At 68.9% G+C, this 26696-nt stretch carries 27 protein-coding genes and 1 tRNA gene; 14 read left to right on the top strand and 14 right to left on the bottom strand.

Going from position 1 to position 26696, the window contains the following annotated elements:
* Nucleotides 1-1662: an adenylate/guanylate cyclase domain-containing protein gene (locus LX13_RS06265; RefSeq protein WP_253660406.1), complete on the bottom strand. Its 1662-nt coding sequence runs from the start codon at nt 1660-1662 to the stop codon at nt 1-3.
* Nucleotides 1663-1749: 87 nt separating this feature from the next.
* Between LX13_RS06265 and LX13_RS06260 the strand changes: the two genes are divergently transcribed.
* The 3 genes from LX13_RS06260 (at nt 1750) to LX13_RS06250 (ending at nt 3527) form a co-directional block, all read left to right on the top strand.
* Nucleotides 1750-3000 carry a DNA polymerase III subunit delta' gene (locus LX13_RS06260; protein WP_253660405.1) on the top strand — a complete coding sequence of 417 codons (1251 nt, stop codon included), beginning with the start codon at nt 1750-1752 and terminating at the stop codon, nt 2998-3000.
* A gap of 64 nt (nt 3001-3064) precedes the next feature.
* Nucleotides 3065-3140: transfer RNA gene (locus tag LX13_RS06255), tRNA-Thr, on the top strand.
* 36 nt (nt 3141-3176) lie between these two features.
* Nucleotides 3177-3527, top strand: coding sequence for a nitroreductase/quinone reductase family protein (locus tag LX13_RS06250; protein WP_253660404.1), 351 nt, complete (start codon nt 3177-3179; stop codon nt 3525-3527).
* 4 nt (nt 3528-3531) lie between these two features.
* Here LX13_RS06250 and LX13_RS06245 read toward each other — a convergent pair whose 3' ends face one another.
* Genes LX13_RS06245 through LX13_RS06235 form a run of 3 tightly spaced genes read right to left on the bottom strand, consistent with a single transcriptional unit; the run spans nt 3532 to nt 5553 of the window.
* On the bottom strand, nt 3532-4515 hold the full coding sequence (locus LX13_RS06245) for an NAD-dependent epimerase/dehydratase family protein (protein WP_253660403.1): 984 nt from the start codon (nt 4513-4515) through the stop codon (nt 3532-3534).
* The gene (locus LX13_RS06240) at nt 4512-4952 is read right to left on the bottom strand and encodes a MerR family transcriptional regulator (RefSeq protein WP_253660402.1); all 441 of its coding nucleotides are present in this window, start codon (nt 4950-4952) and stop codon (nt 4512-4514) included. Before LX13_RS06240 ends, LX13_RS06245 begins: the two co-directional genes overlap by 4 nt.
* A 19-nt stretch (nt 4953-4971) precedes the next feature.
* The gene (locus LX13_RS06235) at nt 4972-5553 is read right to left on the bottom strand and encodes a TetR/AcrR family transcriptional regulator (RefSeq protein WP_253660401.1); all 582 of its coding nucleotides are present in this window, start codon (nt 5551-5553) and stop codon (nt 4972-4974) included.
* A 100-nt stretch (nt 5554-5653) separates the two neighbouring features.
* Between LX13_RS06235 and LX13_RS06230 the strand changes: the two genes are divergently transcribed.
* The 3 genes from LX13_RS06230 to LX13_RS06220 all read left to right on the top strand — a co-directional run bounded on the left by LX13_RS06230 (nt 5654) and on the right by LX13_RS06220 (nt 8904).
* On the top strand, nt 5654-6646 hold the full coding sequence (locus LX13_RS06230) for a zinc-dependent alcohol dehydrogenase family protein (RefSeq protein ID WP_253660400.1): 993 nt from the start codon (nt 5654-5656) through the stop codon (nt 6644-6646).
* Nucleotides 6643-8064 carry an MFS transporter gene (locus LX13_RS06225; protein ID WP_253660399.1) on the top strand — a complete coding sequence of 474 codons (1422 nt, stop codon included), beginning with the start codon at nt 6643-6645 and terminating at the stop codon, nt 8062-8064. Before LX13_RS06230 ends, LX13_RS06225 begins: the two co-directional genes overlap by 4 nt.
* A gap of 66 nt (nt 8065-8130) precedes the next feature.
* Nucleotides 8131-8904: a PIG-L deacetylase family protein gene (locus tag LX13_RS06220; protein WP_253660398.1), complete on the top strand. Its 774-nt coding sequence runs from the start codon at nt 8131-8133 to the stop codon at nt 8902-8904.
* A 2-nt stretch (nt 8905-8906) separates the two neighbouring features.
* Here LX13_RS06220 and LX13_RS06215 read toward each other — a convergent pair whose 3' ends face one another.
* Nucleotides 8907-9692 carry a pirin family protein gene (locus LX13_RS06215; RefSeq protein WP_253660397.1) on the bottom strand — a complete coding sequence of 262 codons (786 nt, stop codon included), beginning with the start codon at nt 9690-9692 and terminating at the stop codon, nt 8907-8909.
* 42 nt (nt 9693-9734) lie between these two features.
* A complete protein-coding gene (locus LX13_RS06210; protein WP_188486234.1) occupies nt 9735-10331 on the bottom strand; it encodes a flavodoxin family protein in 597 nt (198 codons plus the stop codon).
* A gap of 110 nt (nt 10332-10441) precedes the next feature.
* Between LX13_RS06210 and LX13_RS06205 the strand changes: the two genes are divergently transcribed.
* The gene (locus LX13_RS06205; RefSeq protein ID WP_253660586.1) at nt 10442-10969 is read left to right on the top strand and encodes a MarR family winged helix-turn-helix transcriptional regulator; all 528 of its coding nucleotides are present in this window, start codon (nt 10442-10444) and stop codon (nt 10967-10969) included.
* A gap of 93 nt (nt 10970-11062) precedes the next feature.
* Nucleotides 11063-12118 carry an isopenicillin N synthase family dioxygenase gene (locus LX13_RS06200; protein ID WP_253660396.1) on the top strand — a complete coding sequence of 352 codons (1056 nt, stop codon included), beginning with the start codon at nt 11063-11065 and terminating at the stop codon, nt 12116-12118.
* A 2-nt stretch (nt 12119-12120) separates the two neighbouring features.
* Here the strand turns inward: LX13_RS06200 and LX13_RS06195 are convergent, their stop codons facing one another.
* Nucleotides 12121-12567 (bottom strand): MarR family winged helix-turn-helix transcriptional regulator, encoded by a 447-nt coding sequence (locus tag LX13_RS06195; RefSeq protein WP_253660395.1) that lies wholly within the window; start codon nt 12565-12567, stop codon nt 12121-12123.
* A complete protein-coding gene (locus LX13_RS06190) occupies nt 12560-14008 on the bottom strand; it encodes an MFS transporter (RefSeq protein ID WP_253660394.1) in 1449 nt (482 codons plus the stop codon). Before LX13_RS06190 ends, LX13_RS06195 begins: the two co-directional genes overlap by 8 nt.
* Before the next feature lie 118 nt (nt 14009-14126).
* Here LX13_RS06190 and LX13_RS06185 point away from each other — a divergent pair, with 118 nt between their 5' ends.
* A complete protein-coding gene (locus LX13_RS06185; RefSeq protein ID WP_253660393.1) occupies nt 14127-15245 on the top strand; it encodes a CaiB/BaiF CoA transferase family protein in 1119 nt (372 codons plus the stop codon).
* Nucleotides 15246-15261: 16 nt separating this feature from the next.
* Here the strand turns inward: LX13_RS06185 and LX13_RS06180 are convergent, their stop codons facing one another.
* From LX13_RS06180 to LX13_RS06170, 3 genes are all read right to left on the bottom strand, one after another.
* Nucleotides 15262-17589, bottom strand: coding sequence for a lipase family protein (locus LX13_RS06180; protein ID WP_253660392.1), 2328 nt, complete (start codon nt 17587-17589; stop codon nt 15262-15264).
* Nucleotides 17590-17780: 191 nt separating this feature from the next.
* Nucleotides 17781-18341, bottom strand: a complete 561-nt coding sequence (locus LX13_RS06175) for a GNAT family N-acetyltransferase (RefSeq protein WP_253660585.1) — start codon at nt 18339-18341, stop codon at nt 17781-17783.
* The gene (locus tag LX13_RS06170) at nt 18341-19234 is read right to left on the bottom strand and encodes a LysR family transcriptional regulator (RefSeq protein WP_253660391.1); all 894 of its coding nucleotides are present in this window, start codon (nt 19232-19234) and stop codon (nt 18341-18343) included. Before LX13_RS06170 ends, LX13_RS06175 begins: the two co-directional genes overlap by 1 nt.
* A 139-nt stretch (nt 19235-19373) precedes the next feature.
* Here LX13_RS06170 and LX13_RS06165 point away from each other — a divergent pair, with 139 nt between their 5' ends.
* Entirely contained in the window at nt 19374-20642 is a 1269-nt protein-coding gene (locus LX13_RS06165) for an NAD(P)/FAD-dependent oxidoreductase (RefSeq protein WP_253660390.1), read from the top strand.
* 10 nt (nt 20643-20652) lie between these two features.
* Here the strand turns inward: LX13_RS06165 and LX13_RS06160 are convergent, their stop codons facing one another.
* Nucleotides 20653-22206, bottom strand: a complete 1554-nt coding sequence (locus LX13_RS06160; RefSeq protein ID WP_253660389.1) for an MFS transporter — start codon at nt 22204-22206, stop codon at nt 20653-20655.
* 91 nt (nt 22207-22297) lie between these two features.
* On the opposite strand from LX13_RS06160, the gene LX13_RS06155 reads away from it, so the two are divergent.
* Nucleotides 22298-22930 (top strand): TetR/AcrR family transcriptional regulator, encoded by a 633-nt coding sequence (locus tag LX13_RS06155; RefSeq protein ID WP_253660388.1) that lies wholly within the window; start codon nt 22298-22300, stop codon nt 22928-22930.
* Here the strand turns inward: LX13_RS06155 and rfbB are convergent.
* Nucleotides 22927-23931, bottom strand: a complete 1005-nt coding sequence (gene rfbB, locus LX13_RS06150) for a dTDP-glucose 4,6-dehydratase (protein ID WP_253660387.1) — start codon at nt 23929-23931, stop codon at nt 22927-22929. The genes LX13_RS06155 and rfbB overlap by 4 nt on opposite strands.
* A gap of 104 nt (nt 23932-24035) precedes the next feature.
* Here rfbB and rfbA point away from each other — a divergent pair, with 104 nt between their 5' ends.
* A complete protein-coding gene (rfbA, locus tag LX13_RS06145) occupies nt 24036-24905 on the top strand; it encodes a glucose-1-phosphate thymidylyltransferase RfbA (protein WP_253660386.1) in 870 nt (289 codons plus the stop codon).
* Between the two features lie 3 nt (nt 24906-24908).
* Nucleotides 24909-25535, top strand: a complete 627-nt coding sequence (locus tag LX13_RS06140; RefSeq protein WP_253660385.1) for a dTDP-4-dehydrorhamnose 3,5-epimerase family protein — start codon at nt 24909-24911, stop codon at nt 25533-25535.
* A gap of 184 nt (nt 25536-25719) precedes the next feature.
* On the opposite strand, the gene LX13_RS06135 is transcribed toward LX13_RS06140, so the two are convergent.
* On the bottom strand, nt 25720-26145 hold the full coding sequence (locus LX13_RS06135) for a PPOX class F420-dependent oxidoreductase (protein ID WP_253660384.1): 426 nt from the start codon (nt 26143-26145) through the stop codon (nt 25720-25722).
* 67 nt (nt 26146-26212) lie between these two features.
* Here LX13_RS06135 and LX13_RS06130 point away from each other — a divergent pair, with 67 nt between their 5' ends.
* Nucleotides 26213-26689: a DUF5709 domain-containing protein gene (locus tag LX13_RS06130; RefSeq protein ID WP_253660383.1), complete on the top strand. Its 477-nt coding sequence runs from the start codon at nt 26213-26215 to the stop codon at nt 26687-26689.
* Nucleotides 26690-26696 lie beyond the last annotated feature (7 nt).

Below are 26696 nucleotides of genomic sequence, written 5' to 3'. Positions count from 1 at the left end.
TCAGACCGCCGAGCGCTCCTCGTCGTCATCGGCGGAGTCGCCGCCACCGGTGTGTGACGCGCCGACGGGGCCCTCCGGGACGCTGTCGGAGGGATCGCTGACGAGGTCGTCCTCCTCGACCACCAGCGCGAACTTCGGTCGGGCCAGTCGGGTCTCGATGCCGCGGCCGCGCAGTTCGACGCCCTCGCCGATGTGCCAGCACTCGGCCTCCTCGTCGGAGGCGAGGTAGACCGCACGGGCGGATCCGAGCACTCGGGTGGGTTCGTCCTTGGCCATCTCGGTCAGACGCGCCGCCTCGTTGACCGGGTCGCCGATCACGGTGTACTCCAGCCGCTGCTGGGTCCCGATGTGTCCGGCGATGGCCTTGCCCGCCGACACCCCGATGCCCACGTCGGTCTCACCGAGGGCAGCCTCGAGTTCGATCCGCAGTTCGCGGGCCGCGGCGAGGGTGTGGCCTGCGAAGTCGTCGAGGTCGAGCGGCGCCCCGAAGATGGCCAGGGCGGCGTCACCCTGGAACTTGTTGACGAAACCGCCGTGGCGTCCGACGGTCTCGACGACGACCCGGAAGAATTCGTTGAGCAGATCGACGACCTCGCGTGGGGGCCGGTTCACGGCCAATCGCGTCGACCCGACGATGTCGACGAACAGCACGCCGACGTACCGTTCCTCGCCGCCGAGCTCGGTGCCGGTCTCGATGGCGCGGCGGGCGACGTCCTCGCCGACGTAGCGGCCGAACAGGTTGCGCAGCTGCTCGCGTTCGCGCAGGTCGCCGACCATCTCGTTGAACCCGGCCTGCAGCAGGCCCAGGTCGCTGCCGTCGTAGATGCGGACCGAGGTGTTGTAGTTGCCGTTGCGGACCTGGTGCTGGGCGCGCCGCAGCTGGGTGATCGGGTCGGCGATGGCGCTCACGAGCCGGACCAGACCGATCAAGCCGAACGTCAGGGCCGCCACCGCCAGCCACAGCAGCGGTCGCTGCAGGCCCTCGGCGTCGGTGTTGACGAGACCGTTCTGCTGCCCGAGGACCAGGGCCACCATCGCGAGCAGCGGCACGACGACGCTGATGCACCAGAACAGGGTGATGCGCACGGTCACACTGGGAGCGACCGCGGTCGTGGGGTCGTTGGCCATCGCCGAGACAGTGATCGGTCGCAGCACTTTCTCGGACTGCATGTAGCCGAGTGCGCACGAGACGAAGCCGCCGATGACCGAGGCGACGTAGACGATCAGGGCCGTCGTCCCCGACGCCGGCAGGTTGAGCAGGGCGAACACCACGCCGCCCACGGCCCAGAGGACCAGGTTCACCCCGGTCAGCAGGACCGGCAGGCGCAGTGCGCGGTTGCGGGCCATCTCGTTGTCGAGTCGACTGCGCCGGCGGTGCCACACGAGGACCGGCAGCGTGAGCCAGATGCTGATGTACGCGCCCACGACCATCGCGAGGACGAGGTAGGCGATGAACACCGCCTGGTTCGCCGTGCTGATCTCGTCGAGTTTGACCGTGTACTCGTACGGCATCCCGAAGCGCAGGAACGCGAAGGTGAACAGGGCGCCGATGACGTTCGCCCGGAGCAGGTCGAGGGCGAGGATCGGCCACGGCGTGTGCGCGAGCCATCGCAACAGGTGCACGACCCGCTGGTATCTCGTCTGCCGCTGGACCACGTTCATACGGTAGCGGTCCGTTTGGCCCAGCCATATGTTGTTCCCCGGTCTCATGGTCCTGCGCTGTCGGGTGGCCCGGTTACCCTTCTCATCGTGACGTCGGTATTCGATCGGCTGGTCGGTCAGCAGGCCGTGGTGGACGAACTCGTCGGTGCGGCGCGCTCGGCGACCGCTGCCGCGACGCGTCTGCACGAGGCCGCGACGGGCGCGATGTCGTTGCTCGGCGACGACGACGTGGTCGCCCCCCGCAACTCGATGACCCACGCGTGGCTGTTCACCGGCCCGCCCGGCAGCGGCCGCTCGGTGGCCGCCCAGTGCTTCGCCGCCGCCCTGCAGTGCGAGACACCGGGGGAGATCGGCTGCGGCCACTGCCACGCCTGCACGACGGTGATGGCGGGAACACACGGCGATGTGCGCCGGATCGTGCCCGAGGGCCTGAGCATCGGCGTGAAGCTCATCCGCGACACGGTCCAGATCGCCTCGCGTCGTCCGAGCACCGGCCGTTGGCAGATCGTGGTCATCGAGGACGCCGACCGTCTCAGTGAGGGTGCCGCCAACGCGCTGCTCAAGGTCGTGGAGGAGCCGCCACCGCGGACGGTGATCCTGCTGTGCGCGCCGTCGATCGACCCCGAGGACATCTCGGTGACGTTGAAGTCGCGGTGCAGGCACGTGCCGCTGACGATGCCGTCGGTCGTCTCGATCGCCGAGGTGCTGATCGCCGACGGGATCGAACCGGAGATGGCCCGCTGGGCGGCGTCGGTGTGCGGCGGACACGTCGGGCGCGCCCGACGGCTGGCCACCGACGCCGATGCGCGGGATCAGCGCACGCGCGCTCTCGGGTTGGCGCGCGCGGCGACCCGCGAGACGACCGCGTACGCGTCCGCCGAGGACCTGGTGCGGTCGGCCGAGACCGTGGCCAAGGCGATCGCCACGCCGCTCGACGAGGCCGAGACCGAGGAGATGCGGACCGCGCTCGGTGCAGGCGGGACCGGCAAGGGGTCGGGCGGTGCGATGCGCGGATCCGCCGGGGTCCTCAAAGCCCTCGAACAGCAACAGAAGTCGCGCACGACCCGCCTCAAGCGCGACGTCCTCGACCGCGCCCTGGTCGACCTGGCGGCGTTGTTCCGCGACGCGCTGGTCGCGTCGTACGCCTCGCCGGTGGCGTCGATGCACCCCGACATGGCGGATCAGACGGTGAAGATGGCCGGCTACGCCCGGCCCGAGGAACTGCTGCAGTGCGTCGAGGCGGTTCTGGAGTGCCGCGAGGTGCTCGACTACAACGTCAAACCCCGCTTCGCGGTCGACGCGATGGTCGCCAAGGTGTCCACCGCCCTGCGTCACTGAGACGGCGGTTTGTGGCCGGACCGGCCCGGTCGATAGACTGGTCGACGCTGCCTTCGGGCGGCACGCCGCCTTAGCTCAGTCGGTAGAGCGCTTCACTCGTAATGAAAAGGTCGCGAGTTCGATTCTCGCAGGCGGCTCCAGCACCACCCGGACGACGACGACCCGGAGGCAGACCCATGAACACCTTTCAGAAATCTGCTGCGGTCTGGAACAAGTTGTTCGTGACCCTGATGAAGGCGCCGGTTCTCGAGAAGGTCCTGGGCAAGTCGACGGCGCTCATCACCTACACCGGTCGTAAGTCCGGAAAGTCCTTCAGCCTGCCGGTCTCCTACAAGCGCGACGGCGACACCATCGCGGTCGCGGTGCTGATGCCGGACAAGAAGAACTGGTGGCGCAACTTCGATGGCGACGGCGGCCGTGTGATGGTCGAGATCGCCGGTGTCGCAAGTCCCGGCCACGCCGTGACCGTGTACGACCCCAAGGGCCGCATGTCGATCAGCATCACCCTCGACCCGGTCACGAACTGACGGCTCACGGTTGCCGGCGGTCTTCTGACGACACCATCTCGAGGTCGCGCACACTCTCGGCTGTCTCCACGATGGTCGTCTCGGCCGGCCGTGGTCGGAAGCCGAGTTCGCGCTTGGCCCTGTCGTTGTGGATGACCAACGGCGTGGGGTCGTCGCCCGGCATCTCCTGGGTCGGGACCCGAGCGCCGAGCGCGCCCAGTCGGTCACGGAGAACGCCGGCGACATCGAGGAAGCTCAGGGTCGGTCCATCGGCGAGCGCGAGATAGCGCCGACCTGCCGCCTCGGGCGTCGACATCGCGGCGATGTGGAGTTGTGCCACATCGCGGACATCGGCGATTCCGAACAACTGCTTCGGGACGGCCGCCATAGAACCTTCGAGCATCGCGACGAACAGCTGCAGCGACGAGCGCGCCGCCGTGGTCAGCGTGGGACCTGCGATCCACGTCGGGTTGATCACCACGAGTTCGGTTCCGGCGCCCTCGGTGTCGATGAAGTCCCAGGCCGCGCGTTCGGCCACCGCCTTGGACAACGGGTAGGCCGGGAGTCCGGGCGTGGTGGGGTCGGTCCAGTCGGATTCGTCGTAGTCGCGGACGGGCTTGGGGGAGTAGCCGACCGCCGCGAATGACGATGTCAGCACCACGCGCGGCACCGCGGCATCCCGCGCGGCGTGGAGTACGCGGAGGGTGCCGTCCCGCGCGGGGATGACGACCTCGTCGACCTCTGATGTCTGGATCATCGGCGATGCAACGTGATACACGCCGTCGACACCGGCGGCGGCCGCTGCCCAACCGTCGTCGTGGGTGAGGCTCGCGACGACGAGTTCGAGCTCCGCATCGTCGGCCCCACCTCGGCGAACGGCCGCGCGTACGTCGGCCTCGGCGGCCCGTGATCGCAGGGTGCCGCGCACCTGCACGCCCGAGTGGAGGAGGTCGGCGATCAGTCGAGTGCCCAGGTATCCCGAGGCCCCGGTGACGAGGACCCTGCTCATCGGATCACGTCCTGCAGCTTCGGGGTTATCGCGTTGACGCGCAAGGCGGCCTCGGCTTCGTCGGCGGAGTCCCCTCGATCGCGGGCATCCCACAGCGCGGCCTTGAACTGCAGATAGTCGAGGTGGACGCGAAGCGTCTCGATCTCCTGCTCGACGCGGGTCGCGTGCCGCAGGAGAAGATCGCGCTGCTCGCCGGCGGCAGCATGTCCCAACGCGCGGTTCGCCTGGTAGGTGCGCATGTCCTCGATCCCGACGCCCATGCCCCGCAGACACGCGAGGATCTGGACGTCGTCGAGGTCGTGTTCGTCGTAGCGACGGTGTCCGCTGCCCATATCGCGCGTGATCGGGCCGATGAGCCCGACCTCCTCGTAGTACCGCAGGGTCGGCTCGCTCAGTCCGCTCTGCCGCGACACATCACCGATGGTCAAGATTGTCATGTCCCCATGACAGCAGACCTCAAGCGCTTGAGGTCAAGCGATCCATCAGGAGTTTCTCGACCGCGTCGATCGCCTCGATGTCGCGTGCGGCGCGGGCGACCAGCGCTGCCCCCTCGAGGGACGAGATGACCAGGATCGCCTCGTCCCACGCCGCCGTGCGGTCGTAACCGAAGCGGCGGTAGATCGCCGCGATCCCCTTGCGCCAGTGGGTGAACCGCTCATCGGCCCGCTCGCGTAGCGGATCGACCGACGACACGTCGACCACGAACGACGCGATCGGGCAGCCGACGGAGAAGTCGCTGTCGACCAACACCTCCCGCCAGGACGAGACGATCATCCGGACGGCATCGGGCAGGGTCTCCGCCTCGACGGCGGCCGCGCGGGTCCCGACCGCGAAATCGTCCACCGCCAGGTCGATCGCCTCGAGCAACACCTGGGTCTTGCCGCCGGGGAAGTACCGCTGCAACGACCCGCGCGGACCGTCGGCGTCCGCGGCGATCTGCCGCAACCCGACCCCGGTGACCCCGCGCTCGCGGATCATCCGCGCGGCACTGCGGACCATGCGCGCCCGGGGCGGTTCGGGTGGGTCGATCGGGGACATGCTCGAAGTCTAGCCACGAATTATGACAGTCGTCATCGTCTGCTAGCGTGACCAGATCGATGACGGTCGTCATCGCGCATGTTCACGACGGGACCGCGCCATGAAAGCGTTGCAACTGACCACCTACGGCGCCGCCACGTCGGAGAACATCGAGCTCGTCGACGTCCCCGCCACCGATCCCGACGACGGTCAGGTGGCGGTCGCGATGGACGTCGCGCCGATCAACCCGTCGGATCTGCTGCTCATCGCCGGGCACTACGGCTATCGCCCGACGCTGCCGACCATCCTCGGAGCGGAGGGTGTGGGGCGCATCGTGGCGGTCGGTGCCGGCGTGGACGCCGGCCGGATCGGCGAGCAGGTCCTCGTCCTGCCCACGCTCACCGACACCACCTGGCGCGAACAGACGGTCATCGCCGCGACCACCGCCATCGCGGTCGACGGCGATCCGGCGCAGCTCGCCATGCTCGGCATCAACCCGATGACCGCGTGGGCGATGCTGCACGGGTTCACCGACCTCGAACCCGGTGCGTGGGTCGCCCAGACCGGGGCGACGTCGGCCACCGCCGGGTACGTCCGAGCGCTCGCGCGGCGTGCCGGGTTCCGACTCCTCGACATCGTGCGCCGACCCGAATCGGTTACGGCCCTACGTGATTCCGGTGCCGACGTCGTGCTCGTCGACGGACCGGACATCGCGGCCGAGGTGAAAGCGGCGCTCGGCCGCGACACCATCGACCTGCTGATCGACGGGGTGGGCGGCCCGACGACGACCGCGCTCGCGTCGCGGATGTCGTTGGGCGGCACCATCATCAGCTACAGCTCGCGCGGCGGCCGGCCCGTCAGCATCGACATCCCCGACCTGATCTTCCGCGGCCTCGTCGTCCGCGGGTTCTGGCTCAAGCACTGGCAGGAGTCGCTGCCGCCGGAGACGGTGGCACAGCACTACCGCGAGCTGGCCGCCCTGGTCGCCGACGAGACCCTGCACGCGACGATCGATGCGACCTATCCCCTCGACGACTTCGACGCGGCCCTGACACACGCCGCGCGGCGCGATCGCACCGGCAAGGTCCTCTTCTCGATCGGTGGCCAGCTGTGACGACGCAGCCCGACGCCGGACCCGTCGGTTCGGCGCGCACCACCCTGACGGTCTCGGCCCTGGGCACCCTGCTCGTCCTGGTCGCGTTCACCGCGCCGCTGTCGACCTTGAACGTCACCGCGACCGCGCTCGACGCCGATGTCTCCGGCCGCACCTGGATCCTCAGCTCGATGAGCATCGGCCTCGCCGCGGCACTGCTGTCGGCGGGCACGATCTCCGACGACTTCGGTCGACGCCGCACGCTGGCCATCGGACTCCTGGTCATCGCCGTCGGATCGGTGGTGGGGGTGCTGGTCCCGGACGTGCTGGTGTTCGTGCTCACCCGCGTGGTGGTGGGCGTGGGCGGCGCCGCGGTCATCGCGTCGAGCCTGGGGATCATCGCCCACACCTTCCCGCCGGGCCCGCAGCGTGCCGCGGCCAGCGGTGTCTGGGGCGCCAGCGTCGGCGCGGGCATCGCGATCGGCCCGCTGCTCTCGGCGCTGCTGGAGAAGGCCGACAGCTGGCACGACGCGTACTGGGCCCTCGCGGCGGCATCGGTCCTGTTGGCGATCGTCGCCGAGCGACTCGTGCCGGAGTCGCGCTCGGAACATCCGCGCGGACTCGACCTCCCCGGCGCGCTGCTGTTCGCCGGCGGCATCGCGACACTGCTCGCCGGACTGGTCGAGGGCAGGCAGGGGTGGACGCAGCCCGTGGTCATCGTGCTGTTCGTGGTGTCGGTGGTGCTGCTCGCGGCGTTCGTGGTCACCGAGTCCCGCAGCGCGACGTCGATGCTCGATCTGTCGCTGCTGCGCTCACCGGCTTTTGGTGCCGCCACCCTGGCCGCGGTCGCGATCGGTGCCGGTGCGATCGCGTTGATGTCGTACATGGCCGGGTTCCTCGGAGCAGCGTTGGGCATCTCCGCGATCGGCTCGGCCCTGTTGCTCTTCGCGTGGTCGGGGACGTCGGTCGTCACCGCGCTGCTTGCACGCCGGATCCCGGCGAGTGTCTCCGGTCGGGTCCAGCTCGCCGTCGGCCTCCTCGGTGTCGCGATCGGACTCGCGGCGCTGACCGGCATCGACGAGAACTCCGGATGGGTGCGGTTCCTGCCCGGTCTGCTGTTCGCCGGGGTCGCGACGGGGATGGTCAACGCCAACCTCGGCCGCGAGGCCGTGGCCAGCGTGCCCGCCGGACGCGGCGGCATGGGCAGCGGCGCGAACAACACCGCGCGCTACCTCGGTTCGGCCGTCGGGGTCACGATTGTGGCCGTGATCGCGGCCCGACCCGGGCCGGGGAGCGCGGCCGAGGATCTCGTCGCCGGGTGGAATGTCGCGGCCGTTGTGACGGCCCTGATCTCGGCCCTGGGTGGGCTGGTGGTGTTCGCACTCCACCGGCGTACGACCGCGGCGGCCCGCTCCGGCGTCACCGCGGCGGGCGTGTGACGCCAGAGCAGCATTAGACTTCAGATCTCGCCCGACGGGGCCCGGACTTCGAGCGACAGGCAATCAGTGAGTGTTCTCGTGTGTTTTCACGCCCATCCCGACGACGAGGTGTTCAGCACCGGCGGCACGATGCGCCGGGCGGCCGACGCCGGTCATCGCGTGGTGTTGGTGACCGCCACCGACGGCGCGGTCGGTGAGTTCCCGGACGACCTGCTCGCCGAAGGCGAATCGCTGCTGTCGCGCCGCCGGATGGAGTTGTCGAACTCGGCGGAGATCCTGGGCGTGCATCGCCTGGTGATGCTCGACTACCCCGACTCCGGCATGGCGGGGACGTCCGACAACGACAACCCCGAGGCCTTCACCAACGTGCCGGTCGAGGACGCCGCACAGCGGTTGGCCGACATCCTGGTCGAGGAGCACGCCGACGTGCTGACGTTCTACGACAGCAACGGCGGGTACGGACATCCCGACCACATTCAGGTGCACCACGTGGGACGACGCGCAGCCGAGATCGCGGGCACCCCACACACCTTCGAGAACGTCGTCAATCGCGACCGGTTCCGACTACTCGTCGAGTCCAATCCGCAATGGAACGGCGAGGATTCGCCACTGGACATCGAGACGTTCGGTGTGCCTGCGTCAGAGATCACCATGGAGGTCGACGTGAGCGATCTGATCGAGGTCAAGCGCGCTGCCATGGTCGCCCACGCGACGCAGATCGGCGACTTCGGGCCGTTTCTCGAGATGCCGACCGAGGCACTGGCGAAGGCGTTCGGCATCGAGTCGTTCCGGCGGGCCGACGGTGTCATCGTGCCGATGCTCGACGCACTGCCGCTGTAGGGTCAGCCGGCGATCGTCGCGTGCATCTCCCACACGATGACCTCGGCACCGACCGTGGTCGACATCGTCTGACCGCCGCCGCCACGTACGCGGACTGCGTCGCCCTCGTGCAGGACCCCGACACCCTCGAGTGACGCCTCCCCGCGCGCGACGAAGACGTGCAGGAACGGTGCGTCCGGCAGCGTGATCGGCGACTGGCCGGGTTGCATGCGGGAGACGTGCATCGCCGCGTACTTGTTCTTGATGCGGATGGCGGAATGCTCTGCGTGCCCGGGCATCCCCGACGCGACGGGGACCAGCCCGCCGGCGAGCAACTCGTGGTCGATCTCGAGTTGCTCGTAGCCCGGCGTGATGCCGGCCTCGTCCGGGACGACCCACATCTGCACGAAGTGCACGGGGTTGTCGTGCTTCGCCCCGTCACCTCCGTCGGCGGGACCTAGGCGCCACGAGTCGTTCTTCTCCGAGTGCAGGATCCCGGTGCCCGCGCTCATCCGCTGGGCCAGGCCCGGGTAGATGATCCCGGAGTGCCCCATCGAGTCCTGGTGTACCAGCGCACCCTGCAGCACCCAGGTGATGATCTCCATGTCACGGTGCGGATGGGTGTCGAATCCCATTCCGGGCGTGACGATGTCGTCGTTGTTCACCATGAGCACCCCGTGGTGGGTGTTCGCGGGATCGTAATTGCCCCCGAACGAGAACGAGTGTTTCGAGTCCAGCCACCCGATGCGGGTCTTGTCCCGATCATCGGAACGCCGGACGTCGAGCTCGGGTGCGATCGCTGTGCTCATGGTGAACCTGACTCGAGTGCGGTGGGTGCTACGAAGGGCCGGTCAGGCCAGCTTGCCCGCGACGGTGACGACGCGGGTCGCGAGGTGATCGAGCGCGTCGAGGGTGGCGCTGTTCAGCTCGTCGGTGTTGTTCGCGCCGGTCACGTGGCCGACGCCGTAGGGGTTGCCGTCGGCGAACTTGATGCCGTCGGTGTAGCCGGGGGCGACCACGACGCCGCCCCAGTGCATGACCGAGGTGTAGAGCGCCAGCAGAGTCGCCTCCTGGCCACCGTGCGCGGTCTGGCTCGAGGTGAACCCGGCGTAGGCCTTGTCGGCCAGCTTGCCCTGGGCCCAGAGTCCGCCGAGGGTGTCGACGAACGCCTGGAACGGCGCGGCGGTGTTGCCGAAGCGGGTCGGCGAACCGAGGATCACGCCGTCGGCCCACACGATGTCGTCACCGGTGGCGGCGGGCAGGTCCTTGGTCGCCTCGTAGTTGGCGGTCCAGGCCGGGTTCTCGGCGAACACCGACGGGTCGGTGGTCTCGGCGATGTGGCGGACGCGTACCTCGGCGCCTGCCGCCTCGGCGGCGGTCTTGAGCCGGTCGGCCATGGCCGTCCCGTGTCCGGTGGCCGAGTAGTAGAGGATGGCGAGCTTGGTCATGGGGGCAACCCTTCGTCGTGGTGTGCGCGCACGTGTCGTTGCGCGATCAACTACTGACGACCCTAGCTGATGTCGTTGCGTTGTCAACCATTTCCTCTATGATCGACCGCATGGAACAGGTTCAGTGGCTCAGCGCGGACGAGCAGCGCACGTGGCGTGCATATCTCAACGCCACCCGTTTGCTGCTGCAACGCCTCGACCAGCAGCTGGCCCGCGACGCCGACATCTCGCTGACCGACTACGAACTGTTGGTGCAGCTGTCGGAGGCGCCGGATCATCAGATGCGGATGCGGCCCCTGGCTGACGCGGTGACCGCGACCAAGAGTGGCGTGACCAGAGCGATCAATCGCCTGGTGGAGGCGGGGTGGGTGCGACGGGTGCCCTGTCCGGACGATCGACGTGGTGCGCTGGCCGAACTCACCGAGGCGGGCGCGGCGAAGCTTGCCGCCGCGAGCCCCGGCCATGTCGCGGCGGTGCGGTCGAATGTCTTCGACGTGTTGAGTCCGCGCGATGTCGATCGGATCGGCAGCGCCTATCTCGAGATGCATGCCCACATGGTCGAGATGTCGCGCTCGGCTGCCGTCGCGGGCAAGCGCCCGTCCGCCCCATTGGTTGACGCGGCAACCAGCGTCGACTGAGGTCCGCTCTCCGAGGTGCGCACGGGCCGCTGTCGTCCGACAATGGCTGCGGCGTCGGCAACCCGCGAGGGCGCAGGGCATCAGAGGTGAGAGATGACCGAAACGTTCCGTGTCCCGGTGATCGACATCGGGCCGGTGGTGCGCGGTGGCTCGGCGGTCGAGATCGCCGACGTGGTGACCGCGGTGGACGAGGCCTGCCGGACCGTCGGCTTCATGCAGATCCGCGGCCACGGCATCGATGACGGCGTCGTCGACGGTTTGACCCGGGCGATGGACGGGTTCTTCGCCCAGCCACTGGAGGTCCGCAAGTCGTATCGGGTCACCGGCGCCAACCGCGGCTACAGCCCGCCGAAGAGTGAATCGCTCAGTCTGAGTCTCGGGGTCGAGGCCGCCACACGCATGAACGACTTCTTCGAGGCGTTCAACGTAGGCGTCGAGGGGCGGTCGTTCCCCGGACTCGACCTCTCCGAGGACGACTACGGCATCAACGTCTGGCCGGACGTGAACGGGTTCGCCGAGGGCGTGCAGGCCTACTTCGACGCGGCCGCACGGGTCGCGCGGACCCTGACCACGATCTTCGCGGCGGCGCTCGGGGTCGCCGACGACTTCTTCGACGGCATCACCGACCACTCCATCGACGTGCTGCGGATGAACAACTACGCCCTCTCCGAGGGCACCGTGTCACTCGACGGGGAACTGACGGGGATGGGCGAGCACTCCGACTTCGGCATCGTGACCGTGTTGTGGGCCGATCAGGTCGCCGGCCTGCAGGTGCTGAGGTCGGACCGTCGGTGGCACGACGTGTCCCCGGTCGACGGCGCGCTGCTGGTGAACCTCGGCGACCTCACCGCCCGGCTGACGAACGACCGGTGGCTCTCGACGCTGCACCGGGTGAAGCCGCCGATCGTGGACGGGACCATCCGGCGACGTCGTTCGGCGGCGTTCTTCCACGACGGCAACCCCGAGGCGGTCATCGCGACCCTGCCCGGCCACCTCGACGCGGCCGACGGCATGGCCTACGAACCGATCACGGTGCGCGACCACATCGCCGCCAAACTGGCGGGCTCGCGTCAGGGGAAGTCGAACGCTGCGGCCGTGCGGGAGGCCAACCGTGTTCTCACCGCCCAGGATTCGAGCGGACCGACCTGACCTCAGCCGTGCGCGGTCGTGTCGAGCTTGGCGATCAGGCGGACGAGTTCGGCGATCTCGTCGTCGTCGAGGGCGTCGAACGCCGAGGGTGCCGGGTCGTCGGTCGTCATCGCGTCGGCGAGTACCGCATGGCCGGAATCGGTCAGCGACACCAGCTTGCGGCGACGGTTGGTCGGGTCGACGGTCCGCTCGGCGAGGCCGCGCTTCTCCAACTCGTTGACGCCGACGGTGGCCGCGGGGGCGTCGATGGTCGCCGCGGCCGCGAGATCGCCGATGGTGACCGCGCCGGAGCCGATGCGCCGCAACAACCGGAAGTGGTTGAACGGCAGACCCGTCCGCGCCATCATCGCCTTGCGCCACGGGCCACGGTGGTCGATCACGAAGTGCGCCATCAACTGCCAGGCCCGTGCGGCGTCGCGTGTCTGCGCGGTGGTCCGACCCTCAGACATGCGCGGGTGCCTTCGGCTCGCTCGGTGAGACGAACAGGAACGCCGTCTTCTCGACGGTGCTCTTGGCCCATCCGGTGGTGCTGATGATGCCGAGCGCGGTGATCGACAGTGCGAGGCCGGTCGTGATCCACCACAGTGGTTGAACGGCGTCGGTGAAGGCGCCGTCGGACGCGGTGACCGCGGCACCGGCGATGGATCCGCTGATCGCGACGCCCAGACTGACGCCGAGTTGGCGGCTGGTCGACGCGACCGCCGAGGCGGCGCCGGCCCGGTCACGCGGCATACCGCTGACCGCCGACGTCGTGATCGGGGCGTTGACCAGACCGAATCCGACACCGAACAGACCGAAGGTGATGATCAGCAGCCAGACCGGGGTGGTCGGGGTGAACGTCGTGAGCAGGACCGACGCGACGGCGAGCAACAGGCCGGAGGCGATGAGCGACGGTCGTGTCCCGTACCGGCCGACCAGGCGCCCCGAGATGGGCGAGAAGATCAGCGTGCCGACCGCGATGGGCAGATAGATCAGGCCGGTGTGCACGGCCGAGTAGCCGCGGACGTTCTGCAGGTAGTTCGACATCAGGAACAGGAACCCGCCGTACGCGGAGAACGCGAGGATCCCGATCACGGTCGCCGTCGCGAACGGCACGCTCCGGAAGAACCGCAGGTCGATGAAGGGGGAGGCGTGCCGTCCCTCGTGGCGGATGAACCCGACCAGCCCGATCAGGGCGAGCGCGAAGATGCCGAGCGTGCGTGGATCGCCCCACCCGAGGTTCGGTCCCTCGATCAGGCCGGAGATGAGCGACGCCATGAACAGGATGCCGAGTCCCTGGCCGAGTGGGTCGAGTTTGCGGAGGGTGGCCGAGCGGGACTCCGGCACGAAGATCGCGGCGAGGACGATCGCTGCGGCGCAGATGGGAAGGTTGATCCAGAAGACGGCCTTCCAGTCCAGCAGGTCGATCAGGACGCCGCCGACCATCGGCCCCAGCGCCATCGAGATGCCGACGACGGCACCCCAGACGCCGATCGCGCGGGCACGCTCGGCGCGACCGGTGAACACCTGGGTGATGATCGACATCGCGACGGGGTTGAGCATGGAACCGCCGATGGCCTGCACGAATCGTGCCGCGATGAGCATCTCGACGCTGGTCGACAGGCTGCACAGCAGCGACCCCAACGCGAACACGACCAGACCGATCTGGAAGATCCGCCGACGGCCGATGCGGTCGGCCATCGCCCCCGACAGCAGGAGCAGGCTGGCCAGGACCAGCGTGTAGATGTCGATGACCCATTGCAGTCCGGAGACCGAGGCGCCGAGATCCCGACGGATGGCGGGGAGCGCGACGTTGACGATGGTCGCGTCCATCGACACGATCAGCAGGCTCAGGCAGCAGGTGCACAGGATGATCCATTTGCGCCGCGCGCTGTAGGTCTCGGTTTCCACGGGACCATTGTGAAACTACAACTGTTAACCACGCAAGCGATCCGGCCTGTGGCGTGGCTCACGCGCGGTCTCGGTGGCTACGTTGGACAGGTCCGACCCCCGACCCGAACGGAGCACCATGACCGGCGCGCTCGACGGCATCGTCGTCGCCGACTTCAGTCGGGTCCTCGCCGGCCCGTACGCGACGATGCTGATGGCCGACCTCGGTGCCGAGGTGGTCAAGGTCGAACGACCGGGCGCCGGGGACGACACCCGTTCCTGGGGGCCGCCGTACGAGAAGGACGCCCCGGACGGCGTCGAGCCCATGGCCACCTACTTCACCTCGGTGAACCGCAACAAGACGTCGCTGGCCGTCGATCTGCAGACCGACGACGGACGACGGGCGGCCCGGACCTTGGTCGAGCGGTCTGACGTCGTCATCGAGAACTTCCGCGCCGGGACGATGGAACGCCTCGGCCTCGGATACGACACCCTCGTCGCCGATCAACCCGATCTCATCTACTGCGCGATAACGGGTTTCGGGCGCGACGGTGGCGCGTCCATGCCGGGCTACGACCTGCTCATCCAGGCGATGAGCGGCCTGATGAGCGTCACCGGGCCCGAAGATGCGCCGTCGAAGGTCGGCGTCGCGGTGATCGACGTGCTCACCGGGGTCCACGCGGTCGCCGGCATCCTGGCCGCCCTGCGACATCGCGACCGCACCGGCATCGGCCAGCGGGTGGATCTCGATCTGCTCTCGGTCGCGCTGTCGTCGATGGTCAACCAGACCGCGGGCTATCTCGCCGCCGACGTCGTTCCCGTGGCGATGGGCAACCGGCATCCCAGCGTCGTTCCCTATCAGGTGTTCTCGACCGCGGACCGCCCGCTCGCGGTGGCGGTGGGCAACGACAAGCTGTTCGCCCGCATGGCCGACGCGATCGGGAACCCCGGACTCGCGACGGACGACCGCTTCTCGACCAACACCGCGCGCATCACGAACCGGGACGCCCTCGTCGCCGACATCGCCGCCGCCCTGCGACCGCACGGTGCCGACCACTGGTTCGAGATCCTCGCCGCCGCAGGGGTTCCCGCCGGGCCGATCAACGACGTCGCCGAGGCCTTCGACCTCGCGCGGCGCCTCGGTGTCGACCCCGCGGCGCAGATCCCCGGGACACCGACCCCGACGGTGCGCAACCCGATCGGGATGTCGGTGACGCCGCCGACCTACCGTCTGGCTCCGCCGACGCTCCCGGACTGAGGTCGGCCGCGGCGGGTCACCGGCAGTTGTCGGGGGCGGGCTGACCGGCGAAACGGTCTCGTAGCCAGGGGAGTTGGCCGGTCAGGTCGAGATCGGAATGGGTGCCCCCGGCCTGTTCGTCGAACTCGATGGTGTCGCCCATCGCGCACGCCCGGTGCAGGGCGTTGGTGGTCCACCCCGCGTCGACGAGCTGATCGGCCGACCCGTAGAGGACCGACATCGGGGCCGACGCCGGTCGCTGCGGCAGCGCCCACCGCGCGAGGAGTCGGTGCACCCGATCCGACGCCACGGCGGTGTCGGGCGCGACGTCGGCGGACCGGATCCGGGCGAGTGCCGCGGCCCGTTCGCCCAGCAGCGGACCGGCGCAGGCGGCGATGGCCGACCAGTGCTCGGCCGCCACGCCGTGGCGGTACTCGTCGAGGTCGAGCTCGGGATGCAGTCGCTGCAACGAGGTCACGATCAGCGCGAACGCGGGGATCTGGTCGGTGGTGAGCGTCCGGCGGTCCGACTTGTCGACGATGCCGGTCACCGACGCCGCGGGGGCCAGCGCGACCGCGCCGACGAACGCGAGTTCCGGTGCGTAGGTGCCGGCCTGCTCGTCGGCCGACCACACCGCCGCGCCGCCCTGCGAGTGACCCAGGGCGCCCCAGCGCGTGGAGATGTCGGGAAAGGTCGCCCGCAGGGCCCGCACCGAGTCGATCACGTTCAGTCCGGCGGTGCGCGCGTCGAGGTAGGGGTGCGGTCCGGGGCCGCCTAACCCCTGATAGTCCGGCAGCGATACCGCGTAACCGAACGACAGGAACGACGAGACCAGAGCGGCCTGACCCTGCAGGGTCGGCGACCCGGACAGCCCGCAGTCGGTGTCGATGCCGGTGGTTCCGTGGCCGTAGGCGATCACCGGCCACCCGCCCGGCGGTGGGGTGCCCGCGGGGGAGAAGACCGTGCCCGACACGACCGTCGGCAGACCGGTGTCGCCCTCGGTCGAGCGATAGAGCACGCGCGCGGCGTGACTTCCCGGGGGCAGCGCCGAGGCCACCGTGGGAACGGGCGCGGCGGCCACGACGGCGCCTGCACCCTCGGCGTCGACCGAGGTGGTCTGGCAGCTGCTCTGCGCGGGTCGGCCGCCGAACCGGTCGGTGACCCAGTCGATCTGGCGGGTGTGGTCGGTATCGGTGCGGCCGGTTCCCGACTCGAGCTGCCAGGTGAGGGTGCCCCCGGCGGCGCATTCGCGCCGGAGTACGTCGGTGGTCCATGCGGGATCGACCACGGTGTCGTCGGTTCCGTAGACGACCGAGAGCGGAGCGGACAGGGGGCCGGCGCTCACCGCGGCCGCGGCCAGGGATGCACGCAGCGGCTCGACGGCGGCAGTGGTCGGTTCCACGACGTCGAGCGGACCACTCATCCGTGCGACGTCGGCGATCAGCGGTCTCGAGGCGCCGCCACACGTCGACTGCGCCGCGCGGTTCTGGTCGACGTCGTCGGTGCGGCGGGTGTCGAGGTCGAGGGGGTGTCGGCCGTGCGCGATCTGGGTCTGTTGGACCAGGCGGGCCTGGTCGTTGGACAGTGTCCCGCGTTGTGCGCGGGACACGAGGCCGGTCATGTCCGCCGTCGGCGACAGCGCCACCGCACCCAGCAGTTGCAGGTCGGGAGCGTATCGATGAGCGAGAGTGTCGGCATCCCACACGCCGGCCCCGCCCTGCGCGACGCCTATCGCGGCCCAGTGCGTGGACACATTCGGGTAGGCCCTGCGCAGCGCACGGACGGAGTCGATGAGGGCGAGACCGGCGGTGGCGCTGTCGGGCACGCCGGGCATCGCCGAGGCCGCGCTGCCGGTGCTCACCGCCACCGCATAACCGTGTGAGAGGTACTGCACCACCGTGGGTTCGGGCTCCACCGCGGGTGCGGTCGGAGCGGGGCAGGCCGTCTCGGTCCCCGGTGACGCCGAGGCGAACGCCAGTACCGGCCAACCGCCCCGCGGTGCGACACCGGGCGGTACGAACACCATCCCGGACGCCGTCCTGGACTTGCCGGTGTGCGCGTCGGTCGAGCGATAGTGGACCAGAGCGCCGTGGCCGCCCGGAACGGGTTGCCGCGCATCCGAATCCGACAGGTGGTCGATCGCGACGATGCTCCCCGGCTCGGCGACCATCGCTCCGGACGCCGTCGCGCGTGCGTGGTCGAACAGGGACGGCACCGCGCACCCGCCGGTCACCATCATCCCGGCGATCATGAGGCAGGCGGTCGCGACCCGGGCTGGTCGCCGTACACGACGCCCGGTGTTGCGGATGGCACGCATCGATGACGGTGCGGAGAGATGTCGGACGGCGTGCGAAATCGAGGACACGGCTACCTGCTCGCTGACGAAGATGACCAAACGGTGGACGTCGCCGGCCCCATGCCGTCGGAGAACGCAGGCCTCCCACCCATGTATTCTCTTGCTCAGACTAACTAAAGGAATGTCGAAGTCAACGGGAAGAAATGTGATGCGCGACATGACATCCCGTTCGTTCGTACGGGATGTGGGTCCGCTCGGGGCTAGCCTGCGGTCGTCGGAGGGTCGGTGTCGGTCCGGAGGATGCCGTGGACCACCACGTCGTGCCGGATGTCGCCGTTTCCGAGGTGTGCCGACCGGAGCGTCCCCTCCTCGACGAACCCGCACCGCAGTGCCACCGCACGAGACGCCGCGTTGCCGGCGAACGCGTCGAGCGCCACCCGCGCGGCCCCGATCGTCCACGAGTAGTCGACGAGCAGACGGGTCGCCCGCGTCGCGATCCCCTGGCCGCGTGCCCGCGGTGCGACCATGTACCCGACCTCGGTGACGCCGCTGTCCTCGTCGCGGATGCGCAGTCCGCAGGTGCCGACGAGACGGTCGTCGGAATCGGTGATCGCGACCTCGAACCCCGGCCACACCTTGGCCGCGTTCGTCTCGACGAACTCCACCGCGTCCTGTCGCGTGTACGGGCTGGGGACCGTGGTGAACGCCTCCGACGCCGGATCGGCCGCGGTCTCGAGCACGTCGTCGATGTCGGACGGCTCCAGGGCGCGCAGTGTGATCACCCCGTCGGTGAGGGTCGGGATGTGTCGCGGCCACTCCATCACGGCGTGACCCCCGTCCCCGCACCCAGCCTGGCCATCAGGTCTCGGATGATCGCAACACGCTCCCCGGCGCCGGATTCCTGCAGTGCGTGGGTCCGCACGACCGCACTCACCGGGACGCGCAGGCGCCCGTTGCGCTCCCGCAACAGCGCGATGGCCGGTCCGGGCTGATCGTCGTACAGGACCGTCCAGGTGGTGGGGTGGTTGATCAACTCGAGCGCCGCGGTGTGATCGGCCGCGATGGGTGATCCGTACCGTGGCACGGCATCGACGTCGGCGAAGGCCTGCCGGATGACGCTGTGCAGCAACACCTGTTGCTTCTGCGGCGGCAGGATCAGCGGGTGGGACGCGAGCTCGCGCAGGTCGACCTCCGAGGCGCCGGCCAGCGGGTGCTTCTCCGAGACCGCCACCACGAGCTCCTCGACCCACAGCTGTTCGACCCGCAACCGGGGGTCGCTGACCGTGCCGCGGATCAGTGCGATGTCGACGTCACCGGAGACGACGGCGTCCACCCGCTGCTGGAAGTTCTTGATGACGAACTCGATCTCGACGTCGGGATGTCGCTCGCGGACCTCGGCGATCGCGGACAACGACCGCCGGGCGAACGACATGTTGGCAGCGAGTCGGACCCGCGATCCGGGATCGCGCACGGCCGCGTACGCGTGCTTCTCCAGATCGATCATCTGCCGGGCGACGGGCAGCAGACGCTCACCGGCCTCGGTGATGGTCACCGTGCGGGTGGACCGCTCGAAGAGGGCCGCGCCGAGGTCGCGTTCGAGGCGGGCGACCTGATGGCTGATCGCCGATTGCGAGATGAAGGTTCGCTCGGCGGCGCGGCTGAAACTCAGTTCGTCGCACACCGCCACGAAGTACGTCAGCTGTCGCAGTTCCATGTCATCCCTCTCGCAGGTCACCGAGCATACCGGCCACTCATGAGCGATCCAGATCAATAGCATCTGGAAAACGCGCGTGACGGCGGGAGCACAAACCAGGACCATGGGTGTTGTTCATGAGTAGCGAAAGGAGATCGACATGCGCACAGATGACGCGACCTACTACGACGTGGTGATCGTCGGTTCCGGATTCGGCGGGCTGGCCGCCGCGCGCCGCCTGCGTGGTCGGGGCAAGACCGCCCTGCTGATCTCGAGCACCCCGGAACACCTCTTCCAACCGCTGCTCTATCAGGTGGCCACCGGCGTCCTGGCCCGCGACGACATCGCGCCCCGCACCGACAACCTCCTGCGTCGCCACCGCGACGTCGAGGTGGTCGAGGGCGTCGTGACCGCGGTCGATGCGATGCCCGCGATGCTCACCTACCGCGCCGACGGTCGTGACCACCGCGTCCACTACGGCTCGCTGATCGCCGCGACCGGCGCCGCACAGAGCTACTTCGGCCGCGACGAGTACGCCGATCGCACCTTCGCCCTCAAGACCATCGACGACGCGACCCGACTGCGCGCCCATCTCCGCGCCTGCTTCGACGCGCCTGTCGATGACGCGTCCGCGACCACGTTCGTCGTGGTCGGTGCCGGTGCGACCGGGGTCGAGGTCGCCGGCCAGATCGCCGAGCTGGCCCGCCGCCACGAACGTCGCGAGGTCGCGATCACCCTGGTCGAAGGCCTCGGCGAGGTGCTGCCCGCGTTCGGCGGGGGTCTGAGTGAGTACTCGAGGGGTGCGCTGGAGAAGGCGGGCGTCGAGGTGCTCACCGGCTCGATGGTCACCGACATCGCCGACGGCGTCGTCACCGTGAACGTCAACGACGGGGCGGCCACCCGCAAGATCGCCACCGACACCGTCGTGTGGTCGGCCGGGGTCTCGGCGAGCGGCTTCGCCGGCGTGCTGGCCGAGGCGACCGGCTGCGACACCGACCGCGCCGGACGCCTCCTGATCAACGACGACCTGACCGTCGGCGGTGTCGCGAACATCTACGCGATCGGCGACATGACGTCGCTGCGCGACTACCCGGGACAGAGCCCGGTCGCCATGCAGCAGGGTCGGCACGCGGTCGACATCATCACCCGGAAGCGAGCCCCGGGCAGCGTCTTCCGATACCTCGACAAGGGGTCGATGTCGATCATCAGCCGCGGACGGGCCGTCGCGAAGCTGACCGAGCGCATCACCTTCCGCGGCCTGCTCGCCTTCGTCGCCTGGCTCGGAGTGCACCTGTACTACCTGGCAGGCATGGGCAACCGGGCCAGGGCGGTCGTCGCCTGGGTGCGGTCGTTCGTCGGTACCGCGCGGCCGGGGTTCGACGAGGTCGTCGAGGCCCCACTTCCCGAGCCGGCACGGATCGCGGGCTAGCTCAGGCTGGTCACGACCCCGTGGGTGCCAGGTCCTCGTCGGCCTTCTGCTCGGCCTCGACGCGATTGGCGTGGAAGTCCTTCGAGCGGATGAGGAAGACGGTCGAGATCGCGGCCACCGTCGCGATGCACGCCGCGATCAACAGGATGAGGTCCAGGGCGTTCGCGTACCCCCGCCCCGCACTCGCGGTGACCATCTCGCGCAGCTGCGCCGGCACCGACGAGATGACCTGCGCCGCGCCGCCGTTGGCGACCGCGTCGCCGATCTCACGTCCCTTGTCGGCGATGGGGGTGCCGGCGAGGGAGTCGGAGATGTTGTTGCTCAACCGCGACGACAACAGACTGCCCAGCAGGGCGACGCCCGTGGCGATGCCGATCTGGCGGAACGTCGAGTTCATGCCCGAGGCCATGCCGGCGCGGGACTGTTCGACGACACCCACCGCGGTCGACGCCAGCGGGACGTTGATCAGGCCGGTTCCGATGCCTGCGACGATGAACCCCGGAATGAACTGGGTCCAGCCGCCGGTCGGGTCGCTGCCGCGCATCAGCAGTAGTCCGGCCGCCACCAACACGAATCCCGGCGTGATCAACCAGCGGGCCGGGATCTTGTCAGAGAGGCGCCCGGCGACCGCCGCGGCGACGAAGACCAGTCCGGAGAACGGCAGGAAGTAGAGCCCGGCCTGCAGCGCGGAGTAGCCCATCGTGTTCTGGAGGTAGATCACGATGTAGGTCAACAGGGAGAACATCGACGCGGAGATGGCCCAGGCGGCGATGAGTCCGCCGGTGAACGTGGGCACGCGGAACAGCGACCCGTCGACCATCGGCTGGTCGGACATCCGCTCGACGACGACGAACGCGGTCAGCAGCACGGCCGCGGCGATGAGCGAGCCGGCCACCTCGAGCGAGCCCCATCCGTCGGCGTGGCTGCGGATGAGACCGAAGACGAGGAAGGCGAGTGCGGCGCTGAAGGTGACGCAGCCGAGCCAGTCGATGCGATGCTGCCCGGGGGCCTTCGACTCGTCGACACCGATGATCGTCATGACCAGCGCGAAGATGCCGACCGGGATGTTGACGAAGAAGATCCAGTGCCAGGACAACCCACTGGTGAGGATGCCGCCGAGCACCGGTCCGACTGCGACCGAGACGCCGGTGACCGCACCGAAGACACCGAAGGCGACACCGCGCTCGCGGGGAGCGAAGGCCTGTGCGAGCAACGCCAGCGACGTCGCGAACATGATGGCCCCGCCGACGCCCTGGGCGACGCGCGAGACGACCAGGGTGGTGATGTTGGGGGCCAGGCCACAGGCCAGCGACCCGACCGTGAACACCACGATGCCGATCGCGAAGACCTTCTTGCGGCCGACGATGTCGGCGATGGTGCCCGAGGTGAGCAGCAGCGCCGCCAGAGCGAGCGCGTAGGCGTCGATCACCCACTGCAGGTCGGAGAGGTCGGATCCGAGATCGGTCTGGATGTCGGGGAGCGCGACGTTCACGATGGTCACGTCGAGCAGGAGCATGAACACGCCGGTGCAGACGGCGGTCAGGGTGAGCCACTTGCGGGCCATGGTGCCTCCAGGTTGAGTGCGGACTCAGAAAATCGTTGCACATTCTGAGTGAACACTCAACAATTGACATGCGTTGGGTAGTGTGGCCGCCATGGCGCGACGAGGAAGGCCCCCGGCGATCGGACGCGACGAGCTGTTGTCGTCCGCCCTCGCGGTGCTCCGGGAGCGGGGTGTCGCACGGCTGACGACTCGCGAGGTCGCTTCCCGCGCAGGCGTTTCCGAGGGGTCGATCTTCTATCACTTCGGTGATCGGCAGGCCCTGCTCACCGCGGTGTTCCACGAGGCGCTGCGTCCGCTGTTCGCGTTCAAGAACGACATGGACCCGACCGTGGTTCGCGCGCTGTCCGACGTCCGTCCGGTGCTCGAGCAGTACGTCGGCGCGGTGCACACGTTTCTCGACGACGGCCTCGACGTCCTGGTCGCGGCGCATGGGGACGCCGGCCTGCGCGACGAGGTCGGTGACGTGGTCACGGCCAACGATTTCGGGCCGCATCGGGGTGTCGCCGCCGTGGGTGCGTACTTCGGGGCCCTCCGAGACGCCGGTCTGATCGAGGCCGACGTCGACACCGATGCCGCGGCCTACCTGATGGTCAGCGCGACGTTCCTGCGGTCGGCGCAACCCAAGCTCTTCGGCCACTCCACCGGCATCCCGCCGATGACCGACGTGATCGACATCGTGCTGCGGATGCTGGGGGCCGACGCGAGAACGTCCGGATCGGTCTAGCCGACGATCTTCTCGGTGCGCGCGTATCCGCGTTCGACACCATCTTTGACCGGACGCCACCAGTTCTCGTTCTCGCGGTACCAGTCGACGGTCGCCTCGAGTCCGGCGCGGAAGTCGGTGTACCTCGGTGACCACCCCAGTTCGGTGCGCAGTCGGGTCGAGTCGATGGCGTAGCGCATGTCGTGTCCGGGCCGGTCGGTGACGAGATCGTATGCGTCGGTGGGTTTCCCGAGGATCTCGAGGATCGTCTCGACGACGGTCCGGTTGTCGGTCTCACCGTCGGCGCCGATCAGGTACGTCTCGCCGACGACACCGGTGTCGATGATGGTCCAGACGGCGTCGTTGTGGTCGTCGACGTGGATCCAGTCGCGGACGTTGGTCCCGGTGCCGTAGAGCCGGGGCCGGGCGCCGGTGAGCACGTTGGTGATCTGGCGCGGGATGAACTTCTCGACGTGCTGGTACGGCCCGTAGTTGTTGGAACAGTTCGAGAGGGTTGCGTGGATCCCGAACGATCGGACCCACGCGCGGACGAGCAGGTCACTGCCGGCCTTCGTGGAGCTGTAGGGGCTCGACGGGTTGTAGGGAGTTGTCTCGGTGAAACGGCTCGGGTCGTCGAGTGCGAGATCGCCGTACACCTCATCGGTGCTGATGTGGTGCAGACGGGTTCGGTGCCTGCGCACCGCCTCGAGCAGTGTGTAGGTACCGACCAGGTTCGTCTGCACGAACGCCGACGGGTCGGCCAGGGAGTTGTCGTTGTGCGATTCCGCGGCGAAGTGGATGACGATGTCGGTCTGGGCGACGAGACGGTCGACGAGGTCGGCGTCGGCGATGTCGCCCTCGACGATCTCGATGCGGTCGGCGACCGAGTCCAGCGTGGACGGATTGGCTGCGTAGGTGAGCTTGTCCAGGACGGTGATGTCGACGTCGGGACGGCTCGCCACCGTGCTGAGTACGAAGTTGGCGCCGATGAATCCGGCACCTCCCGTGACCAGTGCGCGCATCGCACATCCTTCCGGTTGTCGGTGCAACGGATGCGAGCCTACCGGCCCACACCTGCCGCTCGCGGGGTTGAGCCGGTCACCTCACCGGGGCATAGTGTGTCGCCATGCGGGGAATCATTCTGGCCGGTGGGACCGGTTCGCGGCTGCATCCGATCACCCTCGGGGTGAGCAAGCAGCTCGTCCCGGTCTACGACAAACCGATGATCTACTACCCGCTGTCGACACTGATGCTCGCGGGCATCACCGACATCCTGGTCATCACCACACCCGGTGATGCGGAATCGTTTTCGCATCTGTTGGGCAACGGCGAGCAGTTCGGCATCTCGATCACCTACGCGGTGCAGCCGTCCCCGGACGGTCTCGCGCAGGCGTTCGTCCTCGGGGCCGATCACATCGGGGGCGACACCGTCGCACTGGTGTTGGGCGACAACATCTTCTATGGTCCGGGGCTGGGTAACCAGCTGATGCGGTTCTCCGATGTCGACGGGGGAGCGGTGTTCGCGTACTGGGTCGCCGATCCCAGTGCGTACGGCGTCGTCGACTTCGACGCCTCGGGCACGGCCATTGCGCTGCAGGAGAAGCCGGACAACCCGCGGTCGAACTACGCCGTCCCGGGGTTGTACTTCTATGACAACGACGTGGTCGAGATCGCGCGCGGGCTCACCCCGAGCGCCCGCGGCGAATACGAGATCACCGACATCAACCGGACCTACCTGGACGCGGGCCGACTGCAGGTCCACGTCCTGCCGCGGGGAACCGCATGGCTCGACACCGGCACGTTCGACTCGCTGCAGGACGCCGGGAATTTCGTGCGAACGGTCGAACAGCGTCAGGGCCTCAAGATCGCGGTCCCCGAGGAGATCGCGTGGCGACGCGGCTACATCGGCGACGACGAACTGCGGGCCCGGGCGGAGAAGCTGACCAAGTCCGGCTACGGGGATTACCTCCTCGGCATCCTCGAGCGGGGGTTGTGAGGCATGCGCGTCCGTCCGCTGTCGATCGCCGGCTCGTGGGAGATCACCCCGGTGCAGCACCCCGATCCGCGGGGGGTGTTCCTCGAGGCGTTCAAGGCGCCCGTTCTCGGTGAGCTGATCGGTCACGAGTTCTCGCTCGCCCAGGTCAACATCTCGGTGTCGGCGGCCGGCGTGCTGCGTGGAGTCCACTTCGCCGACACCCCACCGGGGCAGGCGAAGTACGTGACCTGTTCGCGTGGCGCCGTTCTCGACGTCGTCGTCGACATCCGCGTCGGCTCGCCGACGTTCGGGCAGTGGGACAGCGTCGTGCTCGACGACGTCGATCGACGGGCCATCTACCTGTCCGAGGGACTCGGTCACGCGTTCCTGTCGCTGGCCGACGACTCCACCGTCGCCTACTTCTGCTCCACCGGATACAACCCGGGCGGCGAACACGGCATCCATCCGCTCGATCCGACCATCGGCATCGACTGGCCCGTCGTCGGCCGCGACGGGAGCCCGCTCGAGGTGTCGTTGTCGGACAAGGACACTGCCGCCCCGTCGCTGGACGAGGCTGTCGCAAGCGGGTTGCTGCCGCACCTCGACGACGTCGATCGCTACCTCTCGGGCCTCGCCGCGCGCGACGCCTGACACCCGTCAGTTGGGCACCTAACGACGCCAGTTGGGCACGTAACGACGCCGGTTGGGCACGTAGCTTGGTCAGTTGGGCACTTGTGCCCCCGGAGGACGTTGCAGGTGCCCAACTGCGAGTGTTACGTGCCCAACTGCGGTCGTTAGGTGCCCAACTGCGGGTGTTACGTGCCCAACTGGCGGGTCAGCGGGCCTGGCCGTAGAGGTGGTCGACGTGCAGGCGCAGGACCAGGCGGCCGTCGGCGATCATCGCGCGGCGGTAGTCGTCCCAGTCGTCGTGCTCACCGCCGATGGCGCGGTACAGCTCGATCAACTCCGCGACGGCGTCGTCGTCGGGGGCGGTGGCCACCGCGCTCAGGTCGGCGGCCCCGTCGGCGACCGCGTACGACCACCCGTCGGGACTGCTGACGTGCAACGCCGCGCGAGGGTCCCGGCGGAGGTTGGCGGTCTTCGCGCGTCCGTCGGTGATCGAGACGCGGAGCAGCCGTGCCCCCTCGTCGTAGGCGTAGTTCACCGTCGACAGCTGCGGACGGCCGTCGCGGCGGATCGTCGCGAGTACGCCCTGGTCGTGTGCGGTGATGAGGTCGAGCAGTGCCGGTGAGGTCGCCATGGGTCGACTATTGCGCCCTGCCCCGCCGCAGGCAACCGCCCCCGACCGTCATGGTTAGGGTGGAGAGATGAGTGACGACGTCGACAGCACACCCGAAGGTTCGGACGGCGAGTACAGCCTCGACTCCGACGACCAACTGCAGCCTGGGGACACGCTCGACGATCGAGGGGTGGAAGACGTCCTCGACGAGGGCTACTCCCCGCCGGAGAAGCCCAGCAAGGCAATGCGATACGGCGTGACGGCCGAGGACCAGCGCGAGGGTGAATCGCTCGACGAGCACCTCGCCGAGGAGGAGCCGGACCCGGCCGCGCAGATCAACCTGCACGACGATCCGCCGGCGCCCGACCCCGACGGTGTCCCCGACGACATCGATGAGTACGACAACGAGGTCGGCGACGAACGGTCCGGCCGGTTGCTCGCACCCGACGAGGGCGTCGATGCGCACCTGTCGAGCCAGGAGACGGCCGAGGACATCGGATTCGACGGTGCCGCGGCGTCGGCCGAGGAGGCCGCCGTGCACGTCGTCCCCGACGAGCGCGCCTGACCCAGGG

This window comes from Williamsia maris (assembly GCF_024171815.1).
GTDB lineage: Bacteria > Actinomycetota > Actinomycetes > Mycobacteriales > Mycobacteriaceae > Williamsia_A > Williamsia_A maris.
Note: the sequence above shows the minus strand (reverse complement) of the source record. Positions and strands in the feature narration are given on the sequence as shown.